The 23,258-nt window shown below is 60.8% G+C and carries 24 protein-coding genes; 13 read left to right on the top strand and 11 right to left on the bottom strand.

The window, feature by feature from the left end:
• Window positions 1-6: 6 nt before the first annotated feature.
• The gene (locus AB4O08_RS12205) at window positions 7-210 is read right to left on the bottom strand and encodes a twin transmembrane helix small protein (protein ID WP_016978774.1); all 204 of its coding nucleotides are present in this window, start codon (window positions 208-210) and stop codon (window positions 7-9) included.
• A gap of 28 nt (window positions 211-238) precedes the next feature.
• On the opposite strand from AB4O08_RS12205, the gene AB4O08_RS12200 reads away from it, so the two are divergent.
• The 5 genes from AB4O08_RS12200 to AB4O08_RS12180 are packed head-to-tail and all read left to right on the top strand — an operon-like array spanning window position 239 to window position 4,162.
• Window positions 239-1,003 (top strand): SURF1 family protein, encoded by a 765-nt coding sequence (locus tag AB4O08_RS12200; RefSeq protein WP_305375426.1) that lies wholly within the window; start codon window positions 239-241, stop codon window positions 1,001-1,003.
• A complete protein-coding gene (locus AB4O08_RS12195; RefSeq protein ID WP_047542368.1) occupies window positions 969-1,553 on the top strand; it encodes a hypothetical protein in 585 nt (194 codons plus the stop codon). Before AB4O08_RS12200 ends, AB4O08_RS12195 begins: the two co-directional genes overlap by 35 nt.
• Before the next feature lie 10 nt (window positions 1,554-1,563).
• A complete protein-coding gene (locus AB4O08_RS12190; protein ID WP_010207809.1) occupies window positions 1,564-2,643 on the top strand; it encodes a COX15/CtaA family protein in 1,080 nt (359 codons plus the stop codon).
• Window positions 2,631-3,530, top strand: coding sequence for a heme o synthase (gene cyoE, locus AB4O08_RS12185; RefSeq protein WP_460114152.1), 900 nt, complete (start codon window positions 2,631-2,633; stop codon window positions 3,528-3,530). Before AB4O08_RS12190 ends, cyoE begins: the two co-directional genes overlap by 13 nt.
• Window positions 3,527-4,162, top strand: coding sequence for an SCO family protein (locus AB4O08_RS12180; RefSeq protein WP_010207811.1), 636 nt, complete (start codon window positions 3,527-3,529; stop codon window positions 4,160-4,162). The genes cyoE and AB4O08_RS12180 overlap by 4 nt, the downstream gene beginning before the upstream one ends.
• A gap of 161 nt (window positions 4,163-4,323) precedes the next feature.
• Here AB4O08_RS12180 and AB4O08_RS12175 read toward each other — a convergent pair whose 3' ends face one another.
• Genes AB4O08_RS12175 through AB4O08_RS12165 form a run of 3 tightly spaced genes read right to left on the bottom strand, consistent with a single transcriptional unit; the run spans window position 4,324 to window position 6,827 of the window.
• Window positions 4,324-5,094, bottom strand: coding sequence for a MetQ/NlpA family ABC transporter substrate-binding protein (locus AB4O08_RS12175; RefSeq protein WP_010207813.1), 771 nt, complete (start codon window positions 5,092-5,094; stop codon window positions 4,324-4,326).
• A 51-nt stretch (window positions 5,095-5,145) separates the two neighbouring features.
• Window positions 5,146-5,820 (bottom strand): methionine ABC transporter permease, encoded by a 675-nt coding sequence (locus AB4O08_RS12170; RefSeq protein ID WP_010207814.1) that lies wholly within the window; start codon window positions 5,818-5,820, stop codon window positions 5,146-5,148.
• Complete coding sequence (locus AB4O08_RS12165; RefSeq protein ID WP_010207815.1) at window positions 5,820-6,827, bottom strand: methionine ABC transporter ATP-binding protein; 1,008 nt, start codon at window positions 6,825-6,827, stop codon at window positions 5,820-5,822. Before AB4O08_RS12165 ends, AB4O08_RS12170 begins: the two co-directional genes overlap by 1 nt.
• Window positions 6,828-7,092: 265 nt before the next feature.
• Between AB4O08_RS12165 and katE the strand changes: the two genes are divergently transcribed.
• The gene (gene katE, locus AB4O08_RS12160) at window positions 7,093-9,234 is read left to right on the top strand and encodes a catalase HPII (protein WP_010207817.1); all 2,142 of its coding nucleotides are present in this window, start codon (window positions 7,093-7,095) and stop codon (window positions 9,232-9,234) included.
• Between the two features lie 98 nt (window positions 9,235-9,332).
• Here katE and AB4O08_RS12155 read toward each other — a convergent pair whose 3' ends face one another.
• The 4 genes from AB4O08_RS12155 to AB4O08_RS12140 are packed head-to-tail and all read right to left on the bottom strand — an operon-like array spanning window position 9,333 to window position 12,138.
• Entirely contained in the window at window positions 9,333-10,052 is a 720-nt protein-coding gene (locus tag AB4O08_RS12155; RefSeq protein ID WP_038452470.1) for a PA5502 family lipoprotein, read from the bottom strand.
• 37 nt (window positions 10,053-10,089) lie between these two features.
• Window positions 10,090-10,878 carry a zinc ABC transporter permease subunit ZnuB gene (znuB, locus tag AB4O08_RS12150; RefSeq protein ID WP_010207821.1) on the bottom strand — a complete coding sequence of 263 codons (789 nt, stop codon included), beginning with the start codon at window positions 10,876-10,878 and terminating at the stop codon, window positions 10,090-10,092.
• Window positions 10,871-11,656 (bottom strand): zinc ABC transporter ATP-binding protein ZnuC, encoded by a 786-nt coding sequence (znuC, locus tag AB4O08_RS12145; RefSeq protein WP_010207823.1) that lies wholly within the window; start codon window positions 11,654-11,656, stop codon window positions 10,871-10,873. Before znuC ends, znuB begins: the two co-directional genes overlap by 8 nt.
• On the bottom strand, window positions 11,656-12,138 hold the full coding sequence (locus AB4O08_RS12140; RefSeq protein WP_010207825.1) for a Fur family transcriptional regulator: 483 nt from the start codon (window positions 12,136-12,138) through the stop codon (window positions 11,656-11,658). Before AB4O08_RS12140 ends, znuC begins: the two co-directional genes overlap by 1 nt.
• 58 nt (window positions 12,139-12,196) lie before the next feature.
• Here AB4O08_RS12140 and AB4O08_RS12135 point away from each other — a divergent pair, with 58 nt between their 5' ends.
• Entirely contained in the window at window positions 12,197-13,126 is a 930-nt protein-coding gene (locus tag AB4O08_RS12135; protein ID WP_021491401.1) for a zinc ABC transporter substrate-binding protein ZnuA, read from the top strand.
• Window positions 13,127-13,228: 102 nt separating this feature from the next.
• On the opposite strand, the gene AB4O08_RS12130 is transcribed toward AB4O08_RS12135, so the two are convergent.
• Window positions 13,229-14,182, bottom strand: coding sequence for a homoserine kinase (locus AB4O08_RS12130; RefSeq protein WP_010207829.1), 954 nt, complete (start codon window positions 14,180-14,182; stop codon window positions 13,229-13,231).
• Between the two features lie 56 nt (window positions 14,183-14,238).
• A complete protein-coding gene (locus tag AB4O08_RS12125; protein ID WP_010207830.1) occupies window positions 14,239-14,529 on the bottom strand; it encodes a DUF2782 domain-containing protein in 291 nt (96 codons plus the stop codon).
• A 74-nt stretch (window positions 14,530-14,603) separates the two neighbouring features.
• Between AB4O08_RS12125 and polA the strand changes: the two genes are divergently transcribed.
• Window positions 14,604-17,381, top strand: a complete 2,778-nt coding sequence (gene polA / locus AB4O08_RS12120; RefSeq protein WP_021491399.1) for a DNA polymerase I — start codon at window positions 14,604-14,606, stop codon at window positions 17,379-17,381.
• Between the two features lie 269 nt (window positions 17,382-17,650).
• Here polA and yihA read toward each other — a convergent pair whose 3' ends face one another.
• Entirely contained in the window at window positions 17,651-18,292 is a 642-nt protein-coding gene (gene yihA / locus AB4O08_RS12115; protein WP_010207832.1) for a ribosome biogenesis GTP-binding protein YihA/YsxC, read from the bottom strand.
• A 192-nt stretch (window positions 18,293-18,484) separates the two neighbouring features.
• On the opposite strand from yihA, the gene AB4O08_RS12110 reads away from it, so the two are divergent.
• From AB4O08_RS12110 to AB4O08_RS12090, 5 genes are all read left to right on the top strand, one after another.
• Entirely contained in the window at window positions 18,485-18,787 is a 303-nt protein-coding gene (locus AB4O08_RS12110; RefSeq protein WP_021491398.1) for a c-type cytochrome, read from the top strand.
• Window positions 18,788-18,821: 34 nt separating this feature from the next.
• Entirely contained in the window at window positions 18,822-19,448 is a 627-nt protein-coding gene (locus AB4O08_RS12105) for a c-type cytochrome (protein WP_010207834.1), read from the top strand.
• A 168-nt stretch (window positions 19,449-19,616) separates the two neighbouring features.
• A complete protein-coding gene (dsbA, locus tag AB4O08_RS12100) occupies window positions 19,617-20,252 on the top strand; it encodes a thiol:disulfide interchange protein DsbA (protein WP_010207835.1) in 636 nt (211 codons plus the stop codon).
• A 10-nt stretch (window positions 20,253-20,262) separates the two neighbouring features.
• Window positions 20,263-21,141, top strand: a complete 879-nt coding sequence (locus AB4O08_RS12095; RefSeq protein WP_010207836.1) for an endonuclease/exonuclease/phosphatase family protein — start codon at window positions 20,263-20,265, stop codon at window positions 21,139-21,141.
• Window positions 21,138-23,192: a GGDEF domain-containing protein gene (locus AB4O08_RS12090; RefSeq protein ID WP_042571121.1), complete on the top strand. Its 2,055-nt coding sequence runs from the start codon at window positions 21,138-21,140 to the stop codon at window positions 23,190-23,192. The genes AB4O08_RS12095 and AB4O08_RS12090 overlap by 4 nt, the downstream gene beginning before the upstream one ends.
• The last annotated feature ends 66 nt before the right edge of the window (window positions 23,193-23,258 follow it).

Raw genomic sequence — 23,258 nt, 5'->3', positions numbered from 1 at the left:
GGCGCCCTACCACGGCGCATGAGAAACCAGTTGGCCGCTGAAAAAGCCCCAGGCGATCAGCGCCACGGTGATCACGGCCAGCACGACACGTACGGTCAAGGCAGTGACGAGGCGGTTGGAGTTGCCCTCGTCCTTGACCAGGAAGAACAAGCCACTGAACAGGCTCACAACGGTCGCGATCAGCATCAGGGCAATAGCGGCTTTGAGCATGGTCTGGCTCCAATGGGATGGGCGGGCAATGAAAACAAGTATAGCCAGCGCCATAAAATGCTTTCGTCCAGGCGTCGCACCCACTGTGGTGGTGTTGGTGCTGCTGCCGTTGATGGTGGGTCTGGGGTTTTGGCAGCTGTCTCGCGGCCATGAAAAGCAGTTGCTGGTGGACAGTTATGCCGACCGGCGCGCGGCTGACCCGATCAGCAGCGCGCAGCTCAACGACAAGGCTGACCCCGCCTTTCGCCGCGTGCGGTTGCGCGGTCAATTCGACGCTGAGCACAGCGTGTTTCTCGACAATCGCCTGCGCGACGGCAAAGCCGGCGTAGAGCTGTTGCAACCCTTCCACGACCAGGCCAGCGGCCTGTGGCTGTTGCTCAATCGCGGTTGGCTGCCCTGGCCGGATCGGCGCACGCCGCCCATCTTCACCACGCCGGATCAGCCTGTGAATCTTGACGCCTGGGTGTACATCGCGCCTGGCGAAACCTTCCAGTTGCGCGCGGACCCCACGACCGCGCAATGGCCGCGTCTGCTGACGGCCTTGCACCCTGCCGCGCTCTGGTCCGAGCTGGGCCGCAACGGATTCGCCTACGAACTGCGGGCCGAAGCCGGCCCCGGCACCTACGAAACCACCTGGCCAATCGTCGCCATGGGCCCGGAAAAACACGTGGCGTATGCCGTGCAGTGGTTCGCCATGTCGCTGGCGTTGCTGGCGCTTTATCTCTACCTCGGATGGCACAACAAAAAGGAGAAGCCCCATGGGAGCGGCCACCAATCCACTCAACATGTCTGAAACGTCCGATCGGCGCAAAGGCCGTTGGCAGTTGATCCTGATTCTGATGATGGTGATCGGCCCGATGGCGCTGGCCACCTTCATGTACAAGCTGCAGTTTTGGGTACCGCAGAGCCGCAGCTACCACGGAGAGATGATCGGTAATGGCCAGACCCGCGCTGATATAGGCGTACAGGCCGATGAGCAGCGCTGGCAACTGCTGGTAACCGCGCCCACCGCCTGTGCAGCCGATTGCCAGCAATTGGTGTACCTCGCACGCCAACTGCAAATCAGCCTGGGCCGTGATGCCTCCCGTGCCAGCCATGCCCTGGCCAGTGCGCAACCGGTGAGCGCGGAGTACGAGGCCAAGCTGAAAGTGGAATATCCACAGTTGCAACGCTACTCGCTGGACTTGTCGACCTTCACCAAGCACGCCGCCGCGCCGGGTGACGCGCAGCTGTGGATTGTCGATCCCCACGGCAACCTGGTGCTGCGCTATGACGCCAAGGTCAAGGGCAAGGACTTGCTCAACGACCTGCGCCTTCTGCTGAAACTGTCGAACATCGGATAAGGGCATCGTCATGGCCAAGCCTGGATTTCGCCTCGCGTTGTTTGCCACCCTGCTGGCACTGATCGTCGTGCTGCTCGGCGCCTATACGCGCCTGACCCACGCCGGTCTGGGTTGCCCGGATTGGCCGGGCTGCTATGGCTTCATCAGCGTGCCGAAGACCGAAGCCCAGTTGGCCCATGCCGAGCTGCATTTCCCTGATACGCCGGTCGAGGCGGACAAGGGCTGGGCCGAGATGACCCATCGCTACTTCGCCGGCACCCTGGGCTTGCTGATCGTGCTGCTGGCCGCGCGTTCGTGGAGCCATCGGCGCGATCCAGGCCAGCCGGTGAAGTTGCCGCTCTTTGTGCTGGCGGTGGTATTCGCGCAGGCCGCGTTTGGCATGTGGACGGTGACGCTGAAGCTGTGGCCGCAGGTGGTCACCGGGCATTTGTTAGGCGGTTTTGCGACCTTGAGCCTGCTGTTTCTGCTGACCCTGCGCTTGTCCGGCGTATTGCCCGCCTTGATTGTGCCCAGGCGCCTGCAATATTGGGCGACGGCGGGCCTGGTGCTGGTGATCGGCCAGATCGCGCTGGGGGGGTGGGTCAGTTCCAACTACGCGGCGGTGGCCTGTATCGATTTGCCGACGTGCCATGGCGAATGGTGGCCGGCAGCGGATTTTGCCAACGGTTTTCATCTTACCCAGCACATCGGGCCCAACTACCTGGGCGGGCAGCTGGACAGTGAGGCACGCACCGCCATCCACCTGACCCATCGCATTGGCGCCGTCATCGTCAGCCTGGTGCTGCTCGGCCTGGCCTGGCAACTGCGTGCAGTGGGTATGACACGCTTGGCGGGCTTGCTGCTGATCGCCCTGGTGGCGCAAATCTGCCTGGGCCTGAGCAATGTGTATTTCCACCTGCCGCTGCCGGTTGCGGTCGGGCATAACGCGGGTGGTGCGGCCTTGTTGCTGACGCTGGTTCTGGTCAACTACCACGCCCGCACCAGCCTGGTCCGGGTGCGCAACCAGTTGCCGTTCGGTTGGCGTTTCATTCCGCGTAAACACGTATCGGGCCTCATCACCCTTAAAGGAGAAATGCCATGGCGACCTTGATCGGCGCGCGTCAGGGGCCGGCGATCTGGCGTGATTACCTGGAGCTGACCAAGCCGAAGGTGGTGGTGCTGATGCTCATCACCTCGCTGGTGGGGATGTTCCTGGCGACCCGTGCCGGCGTGCCGTGGACGGTACTGGTATTTGGCAACCTGGGGATTGCCCTGTGCGCGGGCGGTGCGGCGGCGGTCAATCATGTGGTGGATCGGCGTATCGATGCGGTGATGGCGCGCACTCACAAGCGGCCGCTGGCGGAGGGGCGGGTATCGCCGCTGGCGGCGTTGGCGTTTGCATTGTTTCTGGCTGTTGCAGGATTGGCGCTGTTGCTGGCGTTCACCAATCCGCTGGCGGCTTGGCTGACGCTGGCCTCGCTGCTCGGTTATGCGGTGATCTACACCGGCTTTCTCAAGCGTGCGACGCCGCAGAATATCGTCATCGGTGGCCTGGCCGGTGCTGCGCCGCCACTGCTGGGCTGGGTCGCGGTCACCGGGCATGTCAGCGCCGAGCCCCTGCTGTTGATGCTGATCATCTTCGCCTGGACGCCGCCGCACTTCTGGGCCCTGGCCATTCACCGCAAGGAGGAATACGCCAAGGCGGATATCCCGATGCTGCCGGTGACCCACGGCGAGCACTACACCAAGGTGCATATCCTGCTCTACACCTGCGCCTTGCTGGCGGTGAGCCTGATGCCCTATGTGATCCACATGAGCGGCCCCTTGTACCTTGCGTGTGCACTGCTGTTGGGCGGGCGCTTTCTGCAATGGGCCTGGGTGTTGTACCGTGGCGGTCGGCCGCACGCGGCGATCAACACCTTCAAGTACTCTATCTGGTACTTGCTGCTGCTGTTTATCGCGCTGCTCCTTGACCACTACCTACTGTTGAACCTATGACTCGAACTCAAAAAACTGTCTTCATCCTGGTGGCCCTGGTGGCATTGATCATGGGCCTGACCGTTAACAAAGTGCTCTCGGGCAAAGGCCAGGGTGACCCTACCGCCTTGATTGACGCTGGCATCATCCTGTTGCCGCAAAGCCGTCAGTTGCCGCCGGTGACCATGACCAACCAGGACGGCCAGCCAGTGGTGGTCAACGAATTGAAAGGCAAGTGGAGCCTGCTGTTCTTCGGCTACACCTTCTGCCCGGATATCTGCCCGACCACCCTCGCCCAGCTGCGCCAGATCAAGAGCGAACTGCCCAAGGACGTTGTGGATAAGTTGCAGGTGATCCTGGTCAGCGTCGACCCGAACCGCGACACGCCGACTCAGCTCAAGCAGTACCTGGGCTACTTCGACCCGCAGTTCCAGGGCCTGACCGGCGCAAACGTGGAGGAGGTGCAGAAGGTGTCGAATGCGGTGAGCATTCCGTTCATTCCGGCCGATACCAGCAAGCCCAACTACACCGTCGACCACAGTGGCAACCTGGCGCTGATCGGACCGGATGGGACCCAGCGTGGGTTTATCCGGGCGCCGTTGAACAATCAGAAGCTGGTAGCGCAATTGCCCGGCTTGCTACTGCGTAAATAAGTCGGACGCCAACCCTGCCAACAACACAAAGCAGATGTGGGAGCTGGCTTGCCTGCGATTGCGGGGGGCCAGCCAACATCTTCGTCGACTGACACTCCGCATTCGCGAGCAAGCCCGCTCCCACATTTTTTGATCTCCAGTGTTTGGGAGATCGAGTCAGATCAGAACGCTGGCTTGATCGCGCCTTTGTACTTCTCTTCGATGAATTTCTTCACTTCAGGCGTGTGCAGGGCAGCAACCAGCTTCTTCACAGCGTCCGAGTCTTTGTTGTCTTCGCGCGTCACCAGGATGTTCACGTAAGGCGAGTCGCTGCCTTCGATGACCAATGCGTCCTTGGACGGATCCAGCTTGGCTTCCAGCGCGTAGTTGGTGTTGATCAGCGCCAGGTCGACCTGGGTCAGCACGCGCGGCAGGGTGGCGGCTTCCAGTTCGCGGAACTTCAGGTTCTTTTCGTTCTGGGTGATGTCCTTGATGGTCGACAGGATGTTGGTCGGGTCCTTCAAGGTGATCAGGCCATTCTTGGCCAGCAGCAACAGCGCGCGGCCGCCGTTGGTGGCGTCGTTCGGGATCACGACGTTTGCGCCGCTAGGCAGCTCGTCCAGCTTCTTGTACTTGCTGGAGTAGGCGCCCAGGGGTTCCAGGTGCACGGCGCCGACGCTCACCAGGTGAGTGCCCTTGGCCTTGTTGAACTCATCCAGGTACGGCTGGTGCTGGAAGAAGTTGGCGTCCAGGCGCTTTTCAGCGACTTGTACGTTCGGCTGCACGTAGTCGGTGAAGACTTTGACCTGCAGGTCTACGCCTTCTTTGGCGAGCGCAGGTTTCACGAATTCCAGGATTTCCGCATGAGGCACCGGCGAAGCAGCGACCGTAATGGTCTCGGCGTGGGCGGAAAACGCGGCAACGGCGGCGAAAGCAACCAGTAGTTTTTTCATCCAACAAGCTCCTTGTTCGGGCATGTACCGGCTTGCGGCCGGCAATGGCCGTTATTTTCGAGAAAAGTGCACCACCAGCTTGTCGCCGACGGTTTGCAGAATTTGCACCAGGATCAACAGCATCACCACGGTGACCACCATCACATCGGTCTGGAAACGCTGGTACCCGAAACGGATCGCCAGGTCACCCAAGCCACCGGCACCGACGACACCGGCCATCGCCGTGTAGGACACCAGTGTAATCGCCGTCACCGTAATCGCTGCGAAAATGCCGGGACGGGCTTCGGGCAGCAAGGCGTTGGTGATGATCTGGCGCGTGCTGGCGCCCATGGATTGGGTGGCTTCGATGATGCCGCGGTCCACTTCACGCAGGGCGGTTTCCACCAGCCGCGCGAAGAACGGCGTTGCGCCCACGACCAGCGGTGGAATCGCCCCCGCCACACCCAGCGAAGTGCCGGTGATCAGTACGGTGAACGGGATCATCACGATTAACAGAATAATGAACGGCAGCGAACGCAGGATATTCACGATCAGCGACAGCAGCGCGTACAGGCCTTTCTGTTCGAACAGTTGGCGCGGGCTGGTCAGGAACAACAGCACGCCCAGCGGCAGACCGAGCACTACGGTGAAGAACAGTGAGCCGAACAGCATGGTCATGGTGTCGCCGGTGGCGAGCCAGATTTCGGACCAGTCGATATTGGCGAAGAAACTCAACAGGACGTCCATTAGCGCAGGATCTCCATGTGGACGTCAGCGGCGGTGAAGCGCGCAAACGCGGCTTCCATGTCGCCACCGGTGACGGCGAGGGTCAATTGCCCGTAAGGGATGTCTTTGATGCGGTCGATACGGCCGGCGAGGATGCTGTAGTCCACACCCGTTTCGCGGGCGACGGTGCCCAGCAGTGGCGCGTAAGTCGCTTCACCCTGAAACGTCAGGCGCACGATGCGGCCGGGTACGTGGGCGAAGTCGTCGCGTTGCTCGTTTTCGTCGACCTGCTCGGACTCTTGCACGAAGCGTTTGGTGGTCGGGTGCTTGGGGTGCAGGAACACGTCGGCCACCGAGCCTTGCTCGACGATCACGCCGGCGTCCATCACGGCCACCTGGTCGCACACGCGGCGGATCACGTCCATTTCATGGGTGATCAGCACGATGGTCAGCTTCAACTCGCGGTTGATCTCGGCCAGCAGCTGCAGCACCGAGGCGGTGGTCTGTGGGTCGAGGGCGCTGGTGGCTTCGTCGCACAGCAAAATCTTTGGCTTGGTCGCCAGGGCGCGGGCGATGCCGACGCGCTGCTTCTGGCCACCGGACAACTGCGCCGGGTACTTCTTGGCGTGGTCCGACAGGCCGACACGAGCGAGCAACTCTGCAACGCGCTGGTCGATCTCCTTGCGCGACAACTCGCCGGCCAGGGTCAGCGGCAGCGCCACGTTGTCGGCGACGGTCTTGGACGCCAGGAGGTTGAAGTGCTGGAAGATCATCCCGACCTGCTGGCGGAAACGGCGCAGGCCGTTGGCGTCCAGCGCGGTGACTTCTTCGCCGTCGACCGTGATCTTCCCGCCACTCGGTTCTTCGAGGCGGTTGATCAGACGCAGCAGGGTGCTTTTACCCGCACCAGAGTGGCCGATCAGGCCGAACACCTGGCCGTTTTCGACACTCAAGCTGGTGGAGTGCAGCGCGGGAATATCCTTACCGGCGACGCGGTAAGTTTTATGGACGTTTTGAAACTCGATCACGTAGCGAACCTTGTGGGGCGCATGGAAAAGGGATCAGCGGTTAGCCGGGCGCGCATTTTAGCCTGTCCGTATAGTGTTTCTTAGCATTTATTTCGCATTCAACCAGCGATTTGGCAATAACGCGATCAAAGGTCATAAAAAAGGAACGGCCCAAAACCCCATCAGTCACTACTTAAGCAACTCGATTTCCCAGGTGCCGTGCCTGGGGTTTTGCTCAAACGAGCCGGGGACCGCTCTGGCCACTTTGAATAAGGAGTTTTGTCTGATGAGTACCAAGAAGCCAGCCACCCCGCTGAAGAGTGAACTCGCGGGTACCGATACCCTGGACCGTGGCAACACCAACGCCAAGCTGCAGGCCCTGGAAGAATTCCGCTCCGATGCGACCGGCCAGGCCCTGCGCACCAACCAAGGCGTGAAGATCTCCGACAACCAGAACACCTTGAAAGTCGGTTCCCGTGGCCCATCGCTGCTGGAAGACTTCATCATGCGTGAAAAAATCACGCACTTTGACCATGAACGCATCCCGGAGCGCATCGTGCATGCCCGTGGCACCGGCGCCCATGGTTATTTCCAGACGTATGAGAACCATTCGGCGCTGACCAAGGCTGGGTTCCTGCGTGATCCTGGGCATAAAACCCCGGTGTTCACGCGCTTTTCCACCGTGCAGGGTCCACGTGGCTCGGGTGATACGGTGCGTGACGTGCGCGGTTTTGCGGTTAAGTTCTTCACCGAAGAAGGCAACTTCGACCTGGTGGGCAACAACATGCCGGTATTTTTCATTCAGGACGCGATCAAGTTTCCTGACTTCGTGCACGCCGTAAAGCCTGAACCACACAATGAAATTCCTACCGGCGGATCGGCGCACGATACCTTCTGGGATTTCGTTTCGCTGCAGCCCGAATCCGCTCACATGGTGATCTGGGCGATGTCTGACCGCGCCATTCCAAAGAGCCTACGCAGCATGCAAGGCTTTGGCGTGCATACCTTCCGCCTGGTGAATGCCGAGGGTCAATCCAACTTCGTCAAATTCCATTGGCGCCCTACCGCAGGCACCTGCTCGCTGGTGTGGGACGAGGCGCAAAAGCTGGCCGGTAAAGATACCGACTACCACCGTCGTGATCTCTGGGAAGCCATTGAGATGGGCGACTACCCCGAGTGGGAATTGGGCGTGCAGGTTATTCCCGAGGATAAGGAACATGCATTCGACTTCGATATTCTCGACCCGACCAAGCTGATTCCGGAAGAGCTGGTGCCGATCACGCCGCTGGGCAAGATGGTGCTGAACCGTAACCCGGATAACTTCTTTGCAGAAGTCGAGCAGGTCGCGTTCTGCCCTGGCCATATCGTGCCGGGTATCGACTTCTCCAATGACCCCCTGCTGCAAGGCCGGCTGTTTTCCTACACCGATACACAGATCAGCCGACTGGGCGGCCCGAACTTTCACCAGTTGCCGATCAACCAGCCCGTGACGCCGTTGCATAACAATCAGCGTGATGCCATGCACCGCAGCACCATCGACAAAGGCCGTGCGTCCTACGAGCCGAATTCGATTGATGGCGGCTGGCCTAAGGAAACCCCGCCGGCGGCACAGGATGGTGGCTTCGAGACTTATCCGGAGCGTATCGATGCCCACAAGATCCGTGAGCGCAGCGAGTCGTTCGGCGATCACTTCTCCCAGGCGCGCCTGTTCTTCCGCAGCATGAGCAAGCACGAGCAAGAGCACATCATCGCCGCTTATAGCTTTGAGTTGGGCAAGGTGGAGCGTGAGTTCATTCGCGCGCGTCAGGTCAACGAGATCCTGGCCAATATCGACCTGGAACTGGCCAAGCGCGTGGCACAGAACCTCGGGCTGCCAGCGCCGACTAAAGGCACCGTGCCGGAGCGTCAAACCAAGCCGGAACGTTCGCCGGCATTGAGCCAGGCGAACCTGCTGCCGGGCGATATCAAGACCCGCAAGGTCGCGATCCTGGCAGCCAATGGCGTGGACGGCGTAGCGATTGCCGCGCTGAAAAAGGCACTGGAAGCAGAGGGTGCGCACGCCAAGTTGCTGGGGCCCACCTCGGCGCCGGTGAAAACGGCCGATGGCAAGAGCCTGCCAGTGGATGCGTCGATGGAAGGTATGCCGTCCATTGCGTTTGATGCGGTGTTTGTCCCTGGCGGAAAGGACTCGGTGAAAGCCTTGAGCGGTGATGGGGTGGCGTTGCACTTCCTGTTGGAGGCGTACAAGCACCTGAAGGCGATTACCGTTGCCAGTGACGCCAAGCCATTGTTGGACCTGCTGAAGCTTGAGGTGGATGCGGGGCTGATCGTGGGGTCGGATGCCAAGGCGTTCAAGGCGTTTTTTGCCGCCATCGGCCAGCATCGGGTTTGGGATCGTGAGCCTAAGGCTAAGGCGATTCCGGCTTAAATCATTAGCTGTTTGTTAGAGCGTCATCGCAGGCAAGCCAGCTCCCACACTTGAATGTGTTCACACTTCAAATGGGAAATGGCTTGCCTGCGATGCTTTTATTCCGCCTTGCGCGGAATCAGCACAACTTGCGCAGGAATATTCTTCAGAATCTGACGGTGAATCTTCAGGTCATAGTCCGAATCGATACGCTTCACCCGTTTGGTCAGCAACGTGGCCAGCCACGGGTAATCCTCTGTGCGCGGCGCCTGGATGCTCACGTCGCACTGGTAATTCACCACGTCGGTGGCAATTGCATCCAGCTGGTGTCGCAGTTCTTCGATATGGGTCAGGTTCAGCGCCACGGTGGTGCTGGGGGCTGCCGGGTCGATGACTTTGGCCGCGGGTTTGGCTTCGGCGGCTTTCAGGGCGGCCTCGGCTTGGTCCAGCTCGGCTTTGCGGGCGTGAGTGATGGCGCTGTTTACGCCACCGGTCAGCGCCGGGGCCTTGGGCATCAGGGCGCGGGCACGGCTCAGTGCGGTGGCGGCGGCGTTTACGTCACCTTTTTGCAGCACGATCTGGCTGCGCTGCAGATAGGCTTCGGCCAATTGCCGCTGGTAGGCCTCCAGCGCCGGGTCGTTTGGCGACTGGGTCTGCAGTGCTGCCAGTTGATCTTCAGCGGTGGCCAACTCGCTGCTGGCCAGGTTTTGTTCCAGCTGCGCGATGGCCGCAGCGCGAGCGTCCGGGGCCTCGGGGGCGGCGGGCGGTGTGCTTTGACAGGCGCCCAGCAGCAGGGAAAATGCGGCAAGGAGCAGATAACGGGAGGTGAACGGCTTCATTCCTGCGACTCTCTATTTGCGCAAAAAGCGAGCAAGTCTACACCCCTCGACGGGGCAGGACAAAACTCAGCAAAAACAGGGCGGCGGCCGTGACCACAATCGATGGCCCGGCCGGCGTGTCCTTGAACCAGGACAGCGCCAAGCCCCCGCACACTGCAAGCATCCCCAGCAGGCTCGCGCCGATCGCCATCTGCTCCGGCGAACGGGCATGGCGCTGGGCGGCGGCTGCGGGAATGATCAACAGCGACGTGATCAACAATACGCCGACAATCTTCATCGCGACAGCAATCACCACGGCGATCAACAACATCAGGGCCATGCGCAGACTCGGCACAGGCAGGCCTTCGACCGTGGCCAGCTCTTCGTGCACGGTAATCGCCAGCAATGGGCGCCATAGCGCGACCAGCAACACCAGCACGGCGGCGCTGCCGCCGAGGATCCAGGCCAGGTCGGTGGTGCTAATGGCCAGCAGGTCGCCGAACAGGTAGGCCATCAGGTCGATGCGCACTTCGTGCATGAAGCTCAGCACCACCAGGCCCAGGGACAGGGTGCTCGGTGCCAGGATGCCCAGCAAGGTGTCGGAGGCCAGCGGCTGGCGCTGTTGCAGGGTCACCAGCAGCACCGCCAGCAACAGGCAGCCCACGGTCACGGCGATGGTCGGGCTCACATCCAGCAAGAAGCCCATGGCCACGCCCAGCAGCGCCGCGTGGGACAGGGTGTCGCCGAAATAAGCCATGCGCCGCCAGACCACGAACGAGCCCAGTGGGCCCGCCACCAGTGCCAAAGCCAAGCCTGCCAGCAGGGCGTAGAGCAGAAAATCAGCCATGCTTGCAGCTATCTCCATGAACGTGGGTGTGAGGGGCGGCGGGATCGTCGACCACGGCGCCATGCAAATCGTGGGCGTGGTCGTGATGGTGGTGGTAAATCGCCAAGCTTTGGGCGTTCTTACCGAACAGCTCGACGAACGCCGGGTCGCCGCTGACCTGCTCCGGGTGTCCGGAGCAGCACACGTGACGGTTGAGGCATACCACTTGGTCGGTGGTGCTCATCACCAGGTGCAAATCGTGGGAGACCATCAGTACGCCGCAACCATGACGGTCGCGCAGGCGGGTGATCAGGCTATACAGCTCGGCCTGGCCGGCGACGTCGACACCTTGCACCGGCTCATCCAGCACCAGCAGTTCCGGCTCGCGCAACAAGGCTCGGGCCAGCAGTACGCGCTGCATTTCGCCGCCGGAGATGCTTTGCACCGGGCTGTCGATCACCTGTTCGGCGCCGACTTCCTTTAGCGCAGCCTGGGCGCGGGCGCGGTCCACGCCCGGCACCAGGCGCAGAAAGCGCAGCACGGACAGTGGCAGGGTCGGGTCGACGTGCAGCTTCTGCGGCATGTAGCCGACGCGCAGCTTGGGTTTGCGCCACACGCTGCCGGTGTCGGGCTTGAGCAGGCCGAGTACGGCGCGTACCAGGGTGGTCTTGCCGGCGCCGTTGGGACCGATCAGGGTGACGATCTGCCCAGGTTCCACGCTCAGTGCGATGTTATCCAGCACGTGTTGCCCGGCGAACGTGACCCCGACCTGTTCCAGGCGGATTAACGCGTTGCTCATCAAACCCCCTGGCAACCCGAGCACAGGCCGACCACTTCGACCGTTTGCCCTTCGACCTGAAAGCCGACGTCGGCAGAGCTCTTGATGATGGCATCGCTGATGCTTTTTTGTTCAAGCTCGATGGCGGCGTGGCACTCGCGGCAAATCAGGAACTGGCCCTGGTGTGCGTGTTCCGGGTGGCTGCAGCCGACAAAGGCGTTCAATGAGGAGATGCGGTGCACCAGGCCGTTTTCCAGCAGGAAATCCAGGGCACGGTACACGGTCGGCGGTGCGGCGCGGCGGCCATCTTGCTCGCTGAGCACGCCGAGAATGTCGTAGGCGCCCAGCGGCTTGTGGCTCTGCCACACCAGTTCCAGCACGCGGCGACGCAGGGCGGTCAGGCGCAGACCCTTCTGTGTGCACAGGGTCTCGGCCTCCGACAGCGCGGTATGCACGCAGTGAGAGTGGTCGTGGGGACGGCTGGCAAGCGGTGTTTTAGGCATGAGCGGCGACAGATATTTGATAGAGACGTTATTATGTTACCCGTTCCTACGCCATTGAGTGGTCATCGTGTCCCGACTTTTTCCCGTTTTTGTCGTATTTGTCACCAGTTTGTTCATCACTGGCGCCGCTCAGGCCGAGGTCAAGGTACTGACCAGCATCAAACCGTTGCAGTTGATTGCCGCGGCTGTGCAGGATGGCGTGGCCGTTCCCGAGGTGTTATTGCCGCCGGGTGCATCGCCGCATAACTATGCGCTGCGTCCATCCGACGTACGGCGTGTGCAGTCGGTGGACCTGCTGTACTGGATCGGCCCGGATATGGAGAGTTTCCTGCCGCGCGTGCTGAAAGGTCGTACGGCTACGACAGTGGCAGTGCAGGATCTGCCAGGCATGAAGTTGCGTCGTTTCGCTGAAGATAACCACTCCCATGCCGATGATGCCGACGAACACGACCACGATCACCGCCCAGGCAGCCTGGATGCGCACTTGTGGCTGTCGACCGTCAACGCTCGGGTGATCGCTGCGCGCATGGCTGCTGACCTGGCTGCCGCCGATCCGGCCAATGCCGCGCGTTACCAGAGCAACGCTAAAGCCTTCGACGAGCGCCTGGATGCTCTGGATGCTCGCCTGAAAGCCCGCTTGGCGCCGATCGATGGCAAGCCTTATTTCGTGTTCCACGAAGCCTTCGATTACTTCGAAGAGGCTTACGGGCTTAAGCATGCCGGCGTGTTCAGCGTGGCTGCTGAGGTACAACCCGGCGCCCAGCATGTGGCGGCGATGCGTACGCGTTTGCAGGAAGTCGGCAAGACATGCGTGTTCAGCGAGCCGCCATTGCGTCCGCGTCTGGCGGAAACGCTGGTCTCCGGTCTGCCGGTGAAGCTGGCGGAGTTGGATGCGTTGGGCGGTTATACCCCGGCTACCGCTCAGGGCTATGAGCAGGTGCTGGAGAAGTTAGGCAATGATTTGGCGGGTTGCCTGGAGTCGCTCTGACCTGTGGGAGCTGGCTTGCCTGCGATAGCGTTAGGTCAGCCAGCATCTCCGTTGCAGACCCGCCGCTTTCGCAGGCAAGCCAGCTCCCACATTGATCGAGTTTTATAGGGCGAACGGCAGTTGGATAGTCACTTGCTGACGCTGCACCAGCCGATGCTCGAACTCCGCCGGGTCATGGATCAACACGTCCTGCCCGGCGAACGACTCAGCCGCGATCAGGCGTGACAACCAGAATCGCACACACGCCACGCGCAGCATCGTCGGCCATAACTCGGCTTCCTTGGCGGTAAACGGCCGCAGGCTCGCATAAGCCCCCAGCAATGCCCGGGCGCGTTGCCCATCGATCACGCCATCCGCGTCCGAACACCAGTCATTCAAGGCAATCGCCACGTCGTACAGCATCGGGCCGGAGCAGGCGTTATAAAAGTCGATCAGGCCGGTGAGGTGCGTGCCTTCGAACATCGCGTTATCGCGGAACAGGTCGGCGTGCACATTGGCGCGTGGCAGGGCAAGGATCCCAGCCTTGTGGGCTTCGATCTCGCTCAGTGCGTCCTGCAGCAGGCGCTGCTGTGCATCGTTCAGATGCGAAATCAGCTGCGCGCCTTCGCTGAGCATCCAGTCCAGGCCGCGATCGGTCTTGCGTTCCAGCACCTTTTCGCCCTGTGTTGCCAGGTGCAGATGGCCTAGCAGCTCACCGACCTGGGCGCAGTGTTGGGCGTTGGCCTCCTTGATGTGCTTGCCGGCCAGGCGCGGTTGCAACAGCGCCGGCTTGCCTTTCAGCTCGCGCAGGGCCACGCCATCGGTAGTGCGCAGCGCGTAGGGCACTGGCAGGTCGGCGTCGTGGAGCACGTCGAGCAGTTCGATGAAGAACGGCATTTCCGCGACCGGACCGCGTTCAACCAGGGTCAGGACGAACTCGCCCTGCTCCAGGCTGATAAAGAAATTGGTGTTTTCGCTACCGGCGGCAATCCCCTGGAAGTCGATCAGGCGGCCGAGCCCGTAAGGGGCGAGAAAGGTTTCCAGCTCGGGCCGAGCCAGGGGGGTGAACACAGACATGGTTAAAACTGCCAGTACGGGCGCCGCGGTGTGCGGCGCCAATTGAAGTTAAGAAATCATTTCCATTCGAAGATCTTCCATGACGGGATCAGCATATCCGGCTGGTCAGAGCGGATGAAGTTCGCGTCGGTTCCGTCCGCGCGCACCAGGAAATACGGGGGCGCACCCTTCGGGGTGACCTTGATTGCGTACAGAAAGCCGTTCTGGCGGTACTCCTGGATAGTCTTGTCACCTTCCGTGCGAATGGTCACTTCCGGATCACCCCCAGGCGCATCGTCTGCCGCCATGGCAGCCATCGGGGCGAGTGCGATCAAGCCGGTCAACAGCAGGCGTTTGAATGTACGCATGATAACCTTGTCCCTTTGTCGTCATTGGTCCGGCTATTCTAGCGCCTGACCCGCCGAAAAGGTTGATTCTGCTCATGAGCCAAGCACCCCTCGTCCTGGTGGACGGTTCTTCCTATCTGTACCGCGCGTTCCACGCGTTGCCACCGCTGACCACCTCCAAAGGCCTGCCCACCGGCGCGGTCAAGGGCGTGTTGAACATGCTCAAAAGCCTGCGCAAGCAGTACCCGAACAGTCCGTTCGCGGTGGTGTTCGACGCCAAGGGTGGGACCTTTCGCGATGAAATGTACGCCGAATACAAGGCCAACCGCCCAAGCATGCCCGATGACATGCGCCTGCAGATCGAGCCACTGCACCAGAGCGTGATCGCCCTGGGCTTCCCGTTGCTGTGCGTCGAGGGGGTCGAAGCCGATGACGTGATCGGCACCCTGGCCCGCAGCAGTGCGGCCGCTGACCGCCCGGTGGTGATTTCCACCGGGGACAAGGACATGGCACAGCTGGTCGACGGGCACATTACCTTGGTCAACACCATGACCGGTAGCGCGATGGACATCGAGGGCGTGAAGGAGAAATTCGGTGTCGCTCCCGAGCAGATCATCGACTATCTGGCGTTGATGGGCGATTCATCCGACAACATTCCAGGCGTTCCGGGCATTGGTCCGAAAACCGCGTCCGGCTTACTTGTCGGCGTGAATGGCGGCATCAAAGAGCTTTATGAGCAGTTGGACATCGTACCGTCCCTGCCTATTCGTGGCGCCAAAACGCTGCCCGCCAAGCTGGAAGAGCATCGGGAGATGGCGTTTCTTTCCTACCAGTTGGCGACGATCAAGTGTGATGTGCCATTGGATGTCGGCCTGGATGACTTGCACCTGATCGAGCCGGATCGCGAGAAGCTGCTGGAGCTGTACACGCTGCTGGAGTTCAAGAGCTGGTTTGATGAAATCCAGCGCGACGCCAAGCGCGTAGAGCTCAAGGCGGCCCCTGCAGTTGAAGCCGTTGTTGAAACAGTGGCGCCAACAGAGGCGAGCTACACCACCATCCTCGACCAGGCGACCTTCGATATCTGGCTGAAAAAGCTCAACGAAGCGACGTTGTTTGCTTTCGATACCGAAACCACCGGTATCGACGCCCAACAGGCGCAGTTGGTGGGTGTTTCCTTCGCCGTCCAGCCCCATGAGGCGGCCTACATTCCGCTGACCCATTCCTACATAGGCGCGCCGCAGCAGTTGGATCGCGACACCGTGCTCCTGGCCCTCAAGCCACTGTTGGAAGACCCGACCAAGCTCAAGGTCGGCCAACATGCCAAGTTCGACATGAATATCCTGGCCAACTGCGCCATCGGCGGCGACCCGGCACACGGCATTATCGTGCGCGGCATCGCCTTTGACACCATGCTCGAATCCTATGTGTTGAACTCCACCGCAACACGGCATGACATGGACAGTCTGGCCAAGAAGTACCTGGACTACGACACCGTCGCTTTCCAGGACATCGCCGGCAAGGGCGCCAAGCAGCTGACGTTCGACCAGATCGCGTTGGAGCAGGCTGGCCCGTATGCGGCGGAAGACGCCGATATCACCTTGCGCCTGCACCAGGAGCTGTATGCACAACTCAGCGCGATCCCGAGCCTGGCGAGTGTGCTCACGGATATCGAAATCCCGTTGGTGCCGGTGCTGGCCCGTATCGAGCGTCAGGGCGCACTGGTCGACAAGGATCTGCTGGGCATCCAGAGCATCGAGCTGGGCAACAAGATGGTCGAACTGGAGCGACAGGCGTTCGAGATCGCTGGCGAGGAGTTCAACCTGGGCTCGCCCAAGCAACTTGGCGCGATCCTTTACGAAAAGCTCGGCCTGCCGGTACTGAAAAAAACCGGCAAGGGCCAAGCCTCTACGGCTGAAGAGGTGCTAGCCAAGCTGGCCGAGGATGATTACCCGCTGCCAAAGGTGCTGATGCAGTACCGCAGCATGAGCAAGCTCAAAAGCACCTACACCGACCGGCTGCCGGAGCAGATCAACCCGCGCACCGGGCGCATCCACACCTCTTATCACCAGGCGGTGGCGGCGACCGGGCGGTTGTCCTCCAGTGATCCGAACCTGCAGAACATTCCGGTGCGTACCGCCGAAGGGCGGCGGATCCGTCAGGCGTTCGTCGCGCCCAAGGGCTACAAGCTACTGGCGGCGGACTACTCGCAGATCGAGCTGCGGATCATGGCGCACCTGTCCAAGGACGAAGGCTTGATGAATGCCTTCCGCGACAACCTGGACGTGCACACCGCTACGGCGGCCGAGGTGTTCAAGGTTGAATTGGGCGACGTCACTTCGGATCAGCGTCGCAGTGCCAAGGCGATCAACTTTGGCCTGATCTACGGCATGGGGGCGCAGAAGCTGGGCAAGGACATTGGCGTCGATACCAAGACGGCCAAGGCGTATATCGATGTGTATTTCGCCCGTTATCCTGGCGTTCGCGAATACATGGAGCGCACGCGTGCCCAGGCGGCTGATCAAGGTTATGTCGAAACGTTCTTCGGTCGTCGCCTGTACTTGCCGGATATCAACTCCAACAAGCCCCAGGAGCGCGCAGCGGCAGAGCGTACCGCGATCAACGCGCCGATGCAGGGTACGGCGGCGGATATCATCAAGAAGGCCATGGTGCGGGTGGACAATTGGCTGACCGAATCCGGGCTGGATGCCAAAGTGATCCTGCAGGTGCACGATGAACTGGTGGTTGAGGTGCGTGAGGACCTGGTGGCGCAAGTCAGCGAGAAAATCCGCGAGCACATGAGTGCTGCTGCGCAGTTGGACGTGCCGCTGCTGGTGGAAGTGGGCGTGGGCAACAACTGGGACGAAGCGCACTGATTGCCGGGCTCTGCCATCACCTTGCGTGGTGGCAGAGTGCTTTAGTCCGAAAGTCGCCGTCGGTTATTTCAAATAGATTTTCGAACCTGCCGGAACTTAACCCGTGAATTGCTACTCAGAGTTACTGAATGGGTGGTGAAGCCCTTCAATGCTCCTATGTTGTGTTAAGTGTTGGCAGATATCTGGACCCCGCCCTAGCGGTCCGGAACTTGAACCCCGAACTTCCCCTCCCCATACGAAGTCCGGGGTTTTTTTTGCCTGCAGAAAAATTACTCGGCCAATTCCGCGCCCTTGTCGGCCAATTCCATCCAGCCTGCCAACACGGTGTAGGCCTCTTCCAGGCCCATGCGTTTTGGCGCCGAGAACAGCTGGATAGTGATCGCATCACCCCAACCTTTACGGATTTCGGACTGCACTTTGAGCAGGGTGTTCTTGGCCGCGCCGTAGGTCAGCTTGTCGGCCTTGGTCAGCAGGATGTGCATCGGCATGCCGCTGGCGACGGCCCAATCGAGCATCAACAGGTCGAAGTCGGTCATCGGATGGCGGATGTCCATCATCAGAATCAAACCCTTCAAACTCTCGCGGCCGCCCAGATAAGCTTCCAGGTGACGCTGCCAGTGCAGCTTCAGCGGGATAGGTACTTTTGCGTATCCGTAGCCCGGCAGGTCGACCAGACGCCGATCATCGTCTAGCTTGAAGAAATTGAGGAGTTGCGTGCGGCCTGGGGTTTTTGAGGTGCGTGCCAGGCTGGCGTGGGTCAGGGTGTTCAGCGCGCTGGATTTGCCAGCGTTGGAACGACCGGCAAAGGCGACTTCAAAGCCTTCGTCATCGGGGCATTGGTCAACTTTGGCGGCGCTGAGCATGAACGTGGACTGTTGGCACAGACCGAGGATGGGATTCTTGAGTTGCATGAGATTTCCGATGTGGGCGGTGCCGAAAAAGGGTGCGGCAAGCGGTGTCGTTTCCGTTTCAGTAGCGCCAGTATATAATGCCGCAGATTTTGTGTGTGCTTTGTCCCAGCGAAGGATGAAGTTCACGGGAGCGATAGACCTTTATTGCGCATTAGAACGCAAAACGCTCTCAAACCCTGAAATGGTCGACGTATGACCAAGTGGTTGCTCGCTATCGGTGTCCTGGTCCCGCTTTACAGCGCTCAGGCTACACAGGATCCGGAAGCGGTGTACAACCGAGTTTGCGTGGCTTGCCATGCCGGCCAGTTGCCCAGCGCCCCCAGACGGGGTGACCAGGCAGCCTGGGCGCCAAGACTGGCGCAGGGCATGGACACGCTGGTGCAACACGTGACCCAGGGTTTCAAGGCAATGCCGCCGCGTGGTTTGTGCATGGACTGCAGTACTGAGGATTACCAGGCCATCATTGAATTGATGGTGAGTAAACCCGGTAGATAACTCTTAAACCCCTTAGCCGTAGTTGGATTAGCTGATGAACAAACTGATCGTGAGTCTGCTGTTGACCTTGGGCATCACAGGCGCTGCCGTCGCTGCAGAGGGCCCCCTCAAAGGTGATGCCACTGCCGGTCAAGCGAAAGCCGCCGTATGTGGTGCTTGCCATGGACCGGATGGTAACAGCCCGGCGCCGAACTTCCCCAAACTGGCCGGCCAGGGTGAGCGTTACCTGACCAAGCAACTGCACGACATCAAGGATGGCAAGCGTACGGTCCTGGAAATGACCGGCTTGCTGACCAACCTCAGCGATCAGGACCTGGCAGACCTCGCGGCTTATTTTGCCAGCCAGAAAGGCAGTGTGGGAGCTGCTGATCCGAAACTGGTGGCCCGTGGTGAGAAACTGTTCCGCGGCGGTGACCTGGAGAAAGGCCTGCCTGCCTGCACCGGTTGCCACTCGCCCAATGGCGCGGGCATAGCGGCCGCCGGCTTCCCGCACCTGAGCGGCCAGCACGCTACCTACATCGCCAAGCAGCTGACCGATTTCCGCAAGGAAGAGGCAGGGCGAGCCAATGATGGCGACACGGCAATCATGCGCACCATCGCTCGCAAACTGAGTGATGAAGACATTGCGGCGGTCTCCAGCTACATCCAGGGCCTGCACTAAGGTGCATGTAACGTTAACACTCGATTAATCCCGCGATGCAAGCATAAAAAGGGTGGCCCAGGCCGCCCTTTTTTGTGGCCGGTGCCGTTACACTAACGAACTCATGCCCGCGTAGACCTGTCACAACAAAGGTCGCGTGAGGCGACTTTATTTGTCCAGGAGTAAAGCATGCGTAATCTGATCCTCAGCGCCGCTCTCGTCACTGCCAGCCTCTTCGGCATGACCGCACAAGCTGCCGACGTGCCGCTTGAAGCCGGTAAAACCTACGTTGAATTGGCTAACCCGGTTCCGGTTTCGGAACCTGGCAAGATCGAAGTGGTGGAGCTGTTCTGGTACGGCTGCCCGCATTGCTACGCCTTTGAGCCGACCATCAACCCATGGGTTGAGAAACTGCCCAAGGACGTGAACTTCCGGCGCATCCCGGCTATGTTCGGCGGCCCATGGGATGCCCACGGCCAGTTGTTCCTGACCCTGGAAGCCATGGGTGTGGAACACAAGGTCCACAACGCGGTATTCGATGCGATCCAGAAGCAGGGCAAGCGCCTGACCAAGCCGGACGAAATGGCTGACTTCGTCGCCACCCAAGGTGTAGACAAGGACAAGTTCCTGGCCACCTTCAACTCCTTCGCCATCCAGGGCCAGATCAAACAGGCTAAAGAACTGGCGCAGAAGTACGGCGTGCAGGGCGTACCGACCATGATCGTCAATGGCAAATACCGGTTTGACCTGGGCACCTCCGGTGGTCCTGAGCAGACCCTCAATGTTGCCGACCAACTGATCGCCAAAGAGCGCGCAGCCAAGTAAGGGGCCCGTCATGCGCCGCTGGGGTACCGAACGTGTGGTTGGCCTGCATGATCCGCAGGTCAACGAACATCACCTGGAATCCACGGGCCTGCCGGCAGACAGCCGCCTGCGCCTGCTGAGCTTCAATATCCAGGTAGGCATCAGTACCGAAAAGTACCGGCATTACCTCACCCGTGGCTGGCAGCACCTGCTGCCCCACAACGGGCGTGCCGGCAACCTGCAAAAGATCGGCAAGCTGTTGAACGATTTCGACCTGGTTGCCTTGCAGGAAGCCGACGGCGGCAGCATGCGCTCCGGTTACATCAACCAGGTGGAGCACTTGGCCCAGCTCGGTGCCTTCCCTTACTGGTACCAGCAACTCAATCGCAACCTCGGGCGTCTGGCGCAGCACAGCAATGGCGTGCTGAGTCGCTTGAAGCCCTCGGCTATCGAAGATCACCCGCTGCCAGGCCCCAAGGGCCGGGGTGCGATCCTCGTACGGTTTGGCGAAGGCCCGGAAGCCTTGGTGGTGGTGATGATGCATCTGGCGCTGGGGGCTCGCACCCGCACCATGCAACTGGCCTACATCCGAGAGCTGATTGGCAATTACAAACACCAGGTGCTGATGGGGGACATGAACACCCACGCCAGCGACCTGCTGCAGAATTCTCCGTTGCGCGACCTCGGGCTGCTGGCGCCGCAAGCCGAAGCCACGTTCCCCAGCTGGCGTCCGCAACGCTGTCTTGATCATATCCTGCTCAGTCCTACCCTCACACTTGAGAGTGTGCAGGTGCTGGCGCAGCCCATCTCCGATCACCTGCCGGTCGCGGTAGAGATTCGTCTGCCGGGTTCGCTCACGGCTGATGCATTGCCCGCGTTGAGCCCCGGCCCTCGCGGACCCCTTGCATGAGCGACGACGCCCAGCGCTGGAAAGAAAAATACCTTAAAAGCATCGAGCAACAAGAAAAGCTCGAACGCCGTTGGGCCGCCCGCCTCGACCTGCTGCGCCGTGGGCTGGTGCGCAGCACCCTGGCCGCTGAAGGCACCGACCGCGCGGTTGACCAATGCATGAAGGAAATGCGTGACGTTGTCCGCACTGATGATATGGACGCCGCCCTCGCCGCCTTGCTGCCGCGCCTGGAAAAGGCGGTGCTGGATTCAGAGCAGCGCCGCGAAACCCGAGTCGACCAGATCAGTACCGCGCTGACGGCCTTGGTCACCCAGCTGCAAAAACTGCCATTACCGCGTGAAGTGGCCCGGCCACTGAAAACGTTCGCCAAGCAGTTGGACGGTCGGGTCAGCCAGGCACGTGAGATCCCTTTGCTGCTCAGCGAGTTGAGCGGCCTGCAAGGCCAGGCGCTCAACAACCTGGAGCCGGATGGCGATACCGCGCGTTCGGGGCCGGGGCTTTTACAGCGCCTGTTTGGTTCCAAGGACGTCGCGAATGAGGTGGTGGCAAACGAACCGACACCTCGCCCGGCCCCGCAGCCTGCGCCGACCAAACCAGCCGCTGCCGAGGCACAGCCGCCCGAGCAATCCGAGGAACTGAAGCAAGCGTTGCGCGCCTTTACGCCACAGCCTCAAGAAACGGTCGCCCCTGTCATTGAGCACGCCGCGCCCATCAAGGTGGCTGACGCCTCCAGCGAAACGTTCGTCTACGAAGCCCCGCCTCGCTCCGCACCCATTGAAACACCCGTAGCGCGTGTCGAGCCCGAGCCCGAGCCTCAAGTCGAAGCGCCTGCAACGGAAAGCGCCCTCGCCGCCTTCATCGAAACACCTGAAATTCAGGTCGAAACCCCGGATGAGACTGCCATTGGCAGTCTGTCGCTCCCTCCGGTGCTGGAGGTCGAGGAGCCTGATCCCGACGAGCTGCAAGCGGACGGCACCTATGCCTTGCCCGACTCGCCGGAGCCGTCCTACAGCTCCGTGGCCAAACACATCGAGGACACCCTGCTCGGCCTGCTGGAAGAGCTCTCGCTGCCCGAACGCCACCGGCCGCAGGCCGAAGCGATGCGCGAACGCCTGGCCCATGGCCTGAACTGGTACGAGCTGCTGCCTATCCTTGATGACTTGGCGGTGTTGATGCTGGCGATCACCGACAGCGGCCAGCATGAGTTCGAGGCTTACCTCAAGCAGCTTAACGAGCGCCTAGAAGCATTCCAGGGGCACCTGCAGGTTGCCAGCGATGGCCACGCCGATAGTCGCTCCGCGGCCCGCGAGCTGGACACGCAGATCCGCGAACAGGTCGATGGCCTGCAAAGCAGCGTGCAGGGCGCGGCCGACCTGGACAGCCTCAAGCACGTACTGGAGAGCCATCTCGAAGGCCTGCTCGGGACGATGGACGAGCACCAACAGCAGCGTGACCAGCGCGAGCAGGAAACGGCAGCGCGTTTGAAAGGCTTGGCCGAGCGCGTTGCCAATATGGAGCAGGAGGCTCAGGGCTATCGCGAGCATCTGGAGGTCCAACGCCAGAAAGCCTTGATCGATCCGCTCACTGGGCTGCCCAACCGCGCAGCCTGGAGCGAGCGCCTCGATCAGGAGGTCAACACTTGGCACCAGCGTGGCAACAGCCTCTCGCTGGCGATGCTGGACCTGGATCACTTCAAGCGCATCAACGATGGCTATGGTCACTTGGCGGGTGACAAAGTGCTGAAAATCATCGCCAACGTACTGCGCAAGCGTCTGCGTTCGACCGACTTTATCGCGCGCTTTGGTGGGGAGGAGTTTGTATTGCTAATGCCGGACTCATCCCTGACGGATGCGCTGGCGGCGGGCGAAGTATTGCGCGCAGCGATTGAAGCGTGCCCGTTTCACTTCAAGGGCGAGCCGGTGACGATCACCGTTTCAATGGGTGTGGCGCAGTTCCAGCCGGGAGAGCGCAGTGACCTGGCGCTCAAACGTGCTGATGAGGCGTTGTATCGGGCCAAGGCGGCGGGAAGGAATCGGGTGCAGCCTGCCTAAAAGATGTTCCATTTTGTAATTTGACGGTCGGGTCACAAAGGGTACGTTACACTGTTGCATTATCGT

The sequence above is a fragment of the Pseudomonas sp. H3_E07 genome, assembly GCF_054668895.1.
The sequence above is the reverse complement of the archived record's forward strand: the minus strand, read 5'-3'. Positions and strand labels throughout refer to the sequence as shown.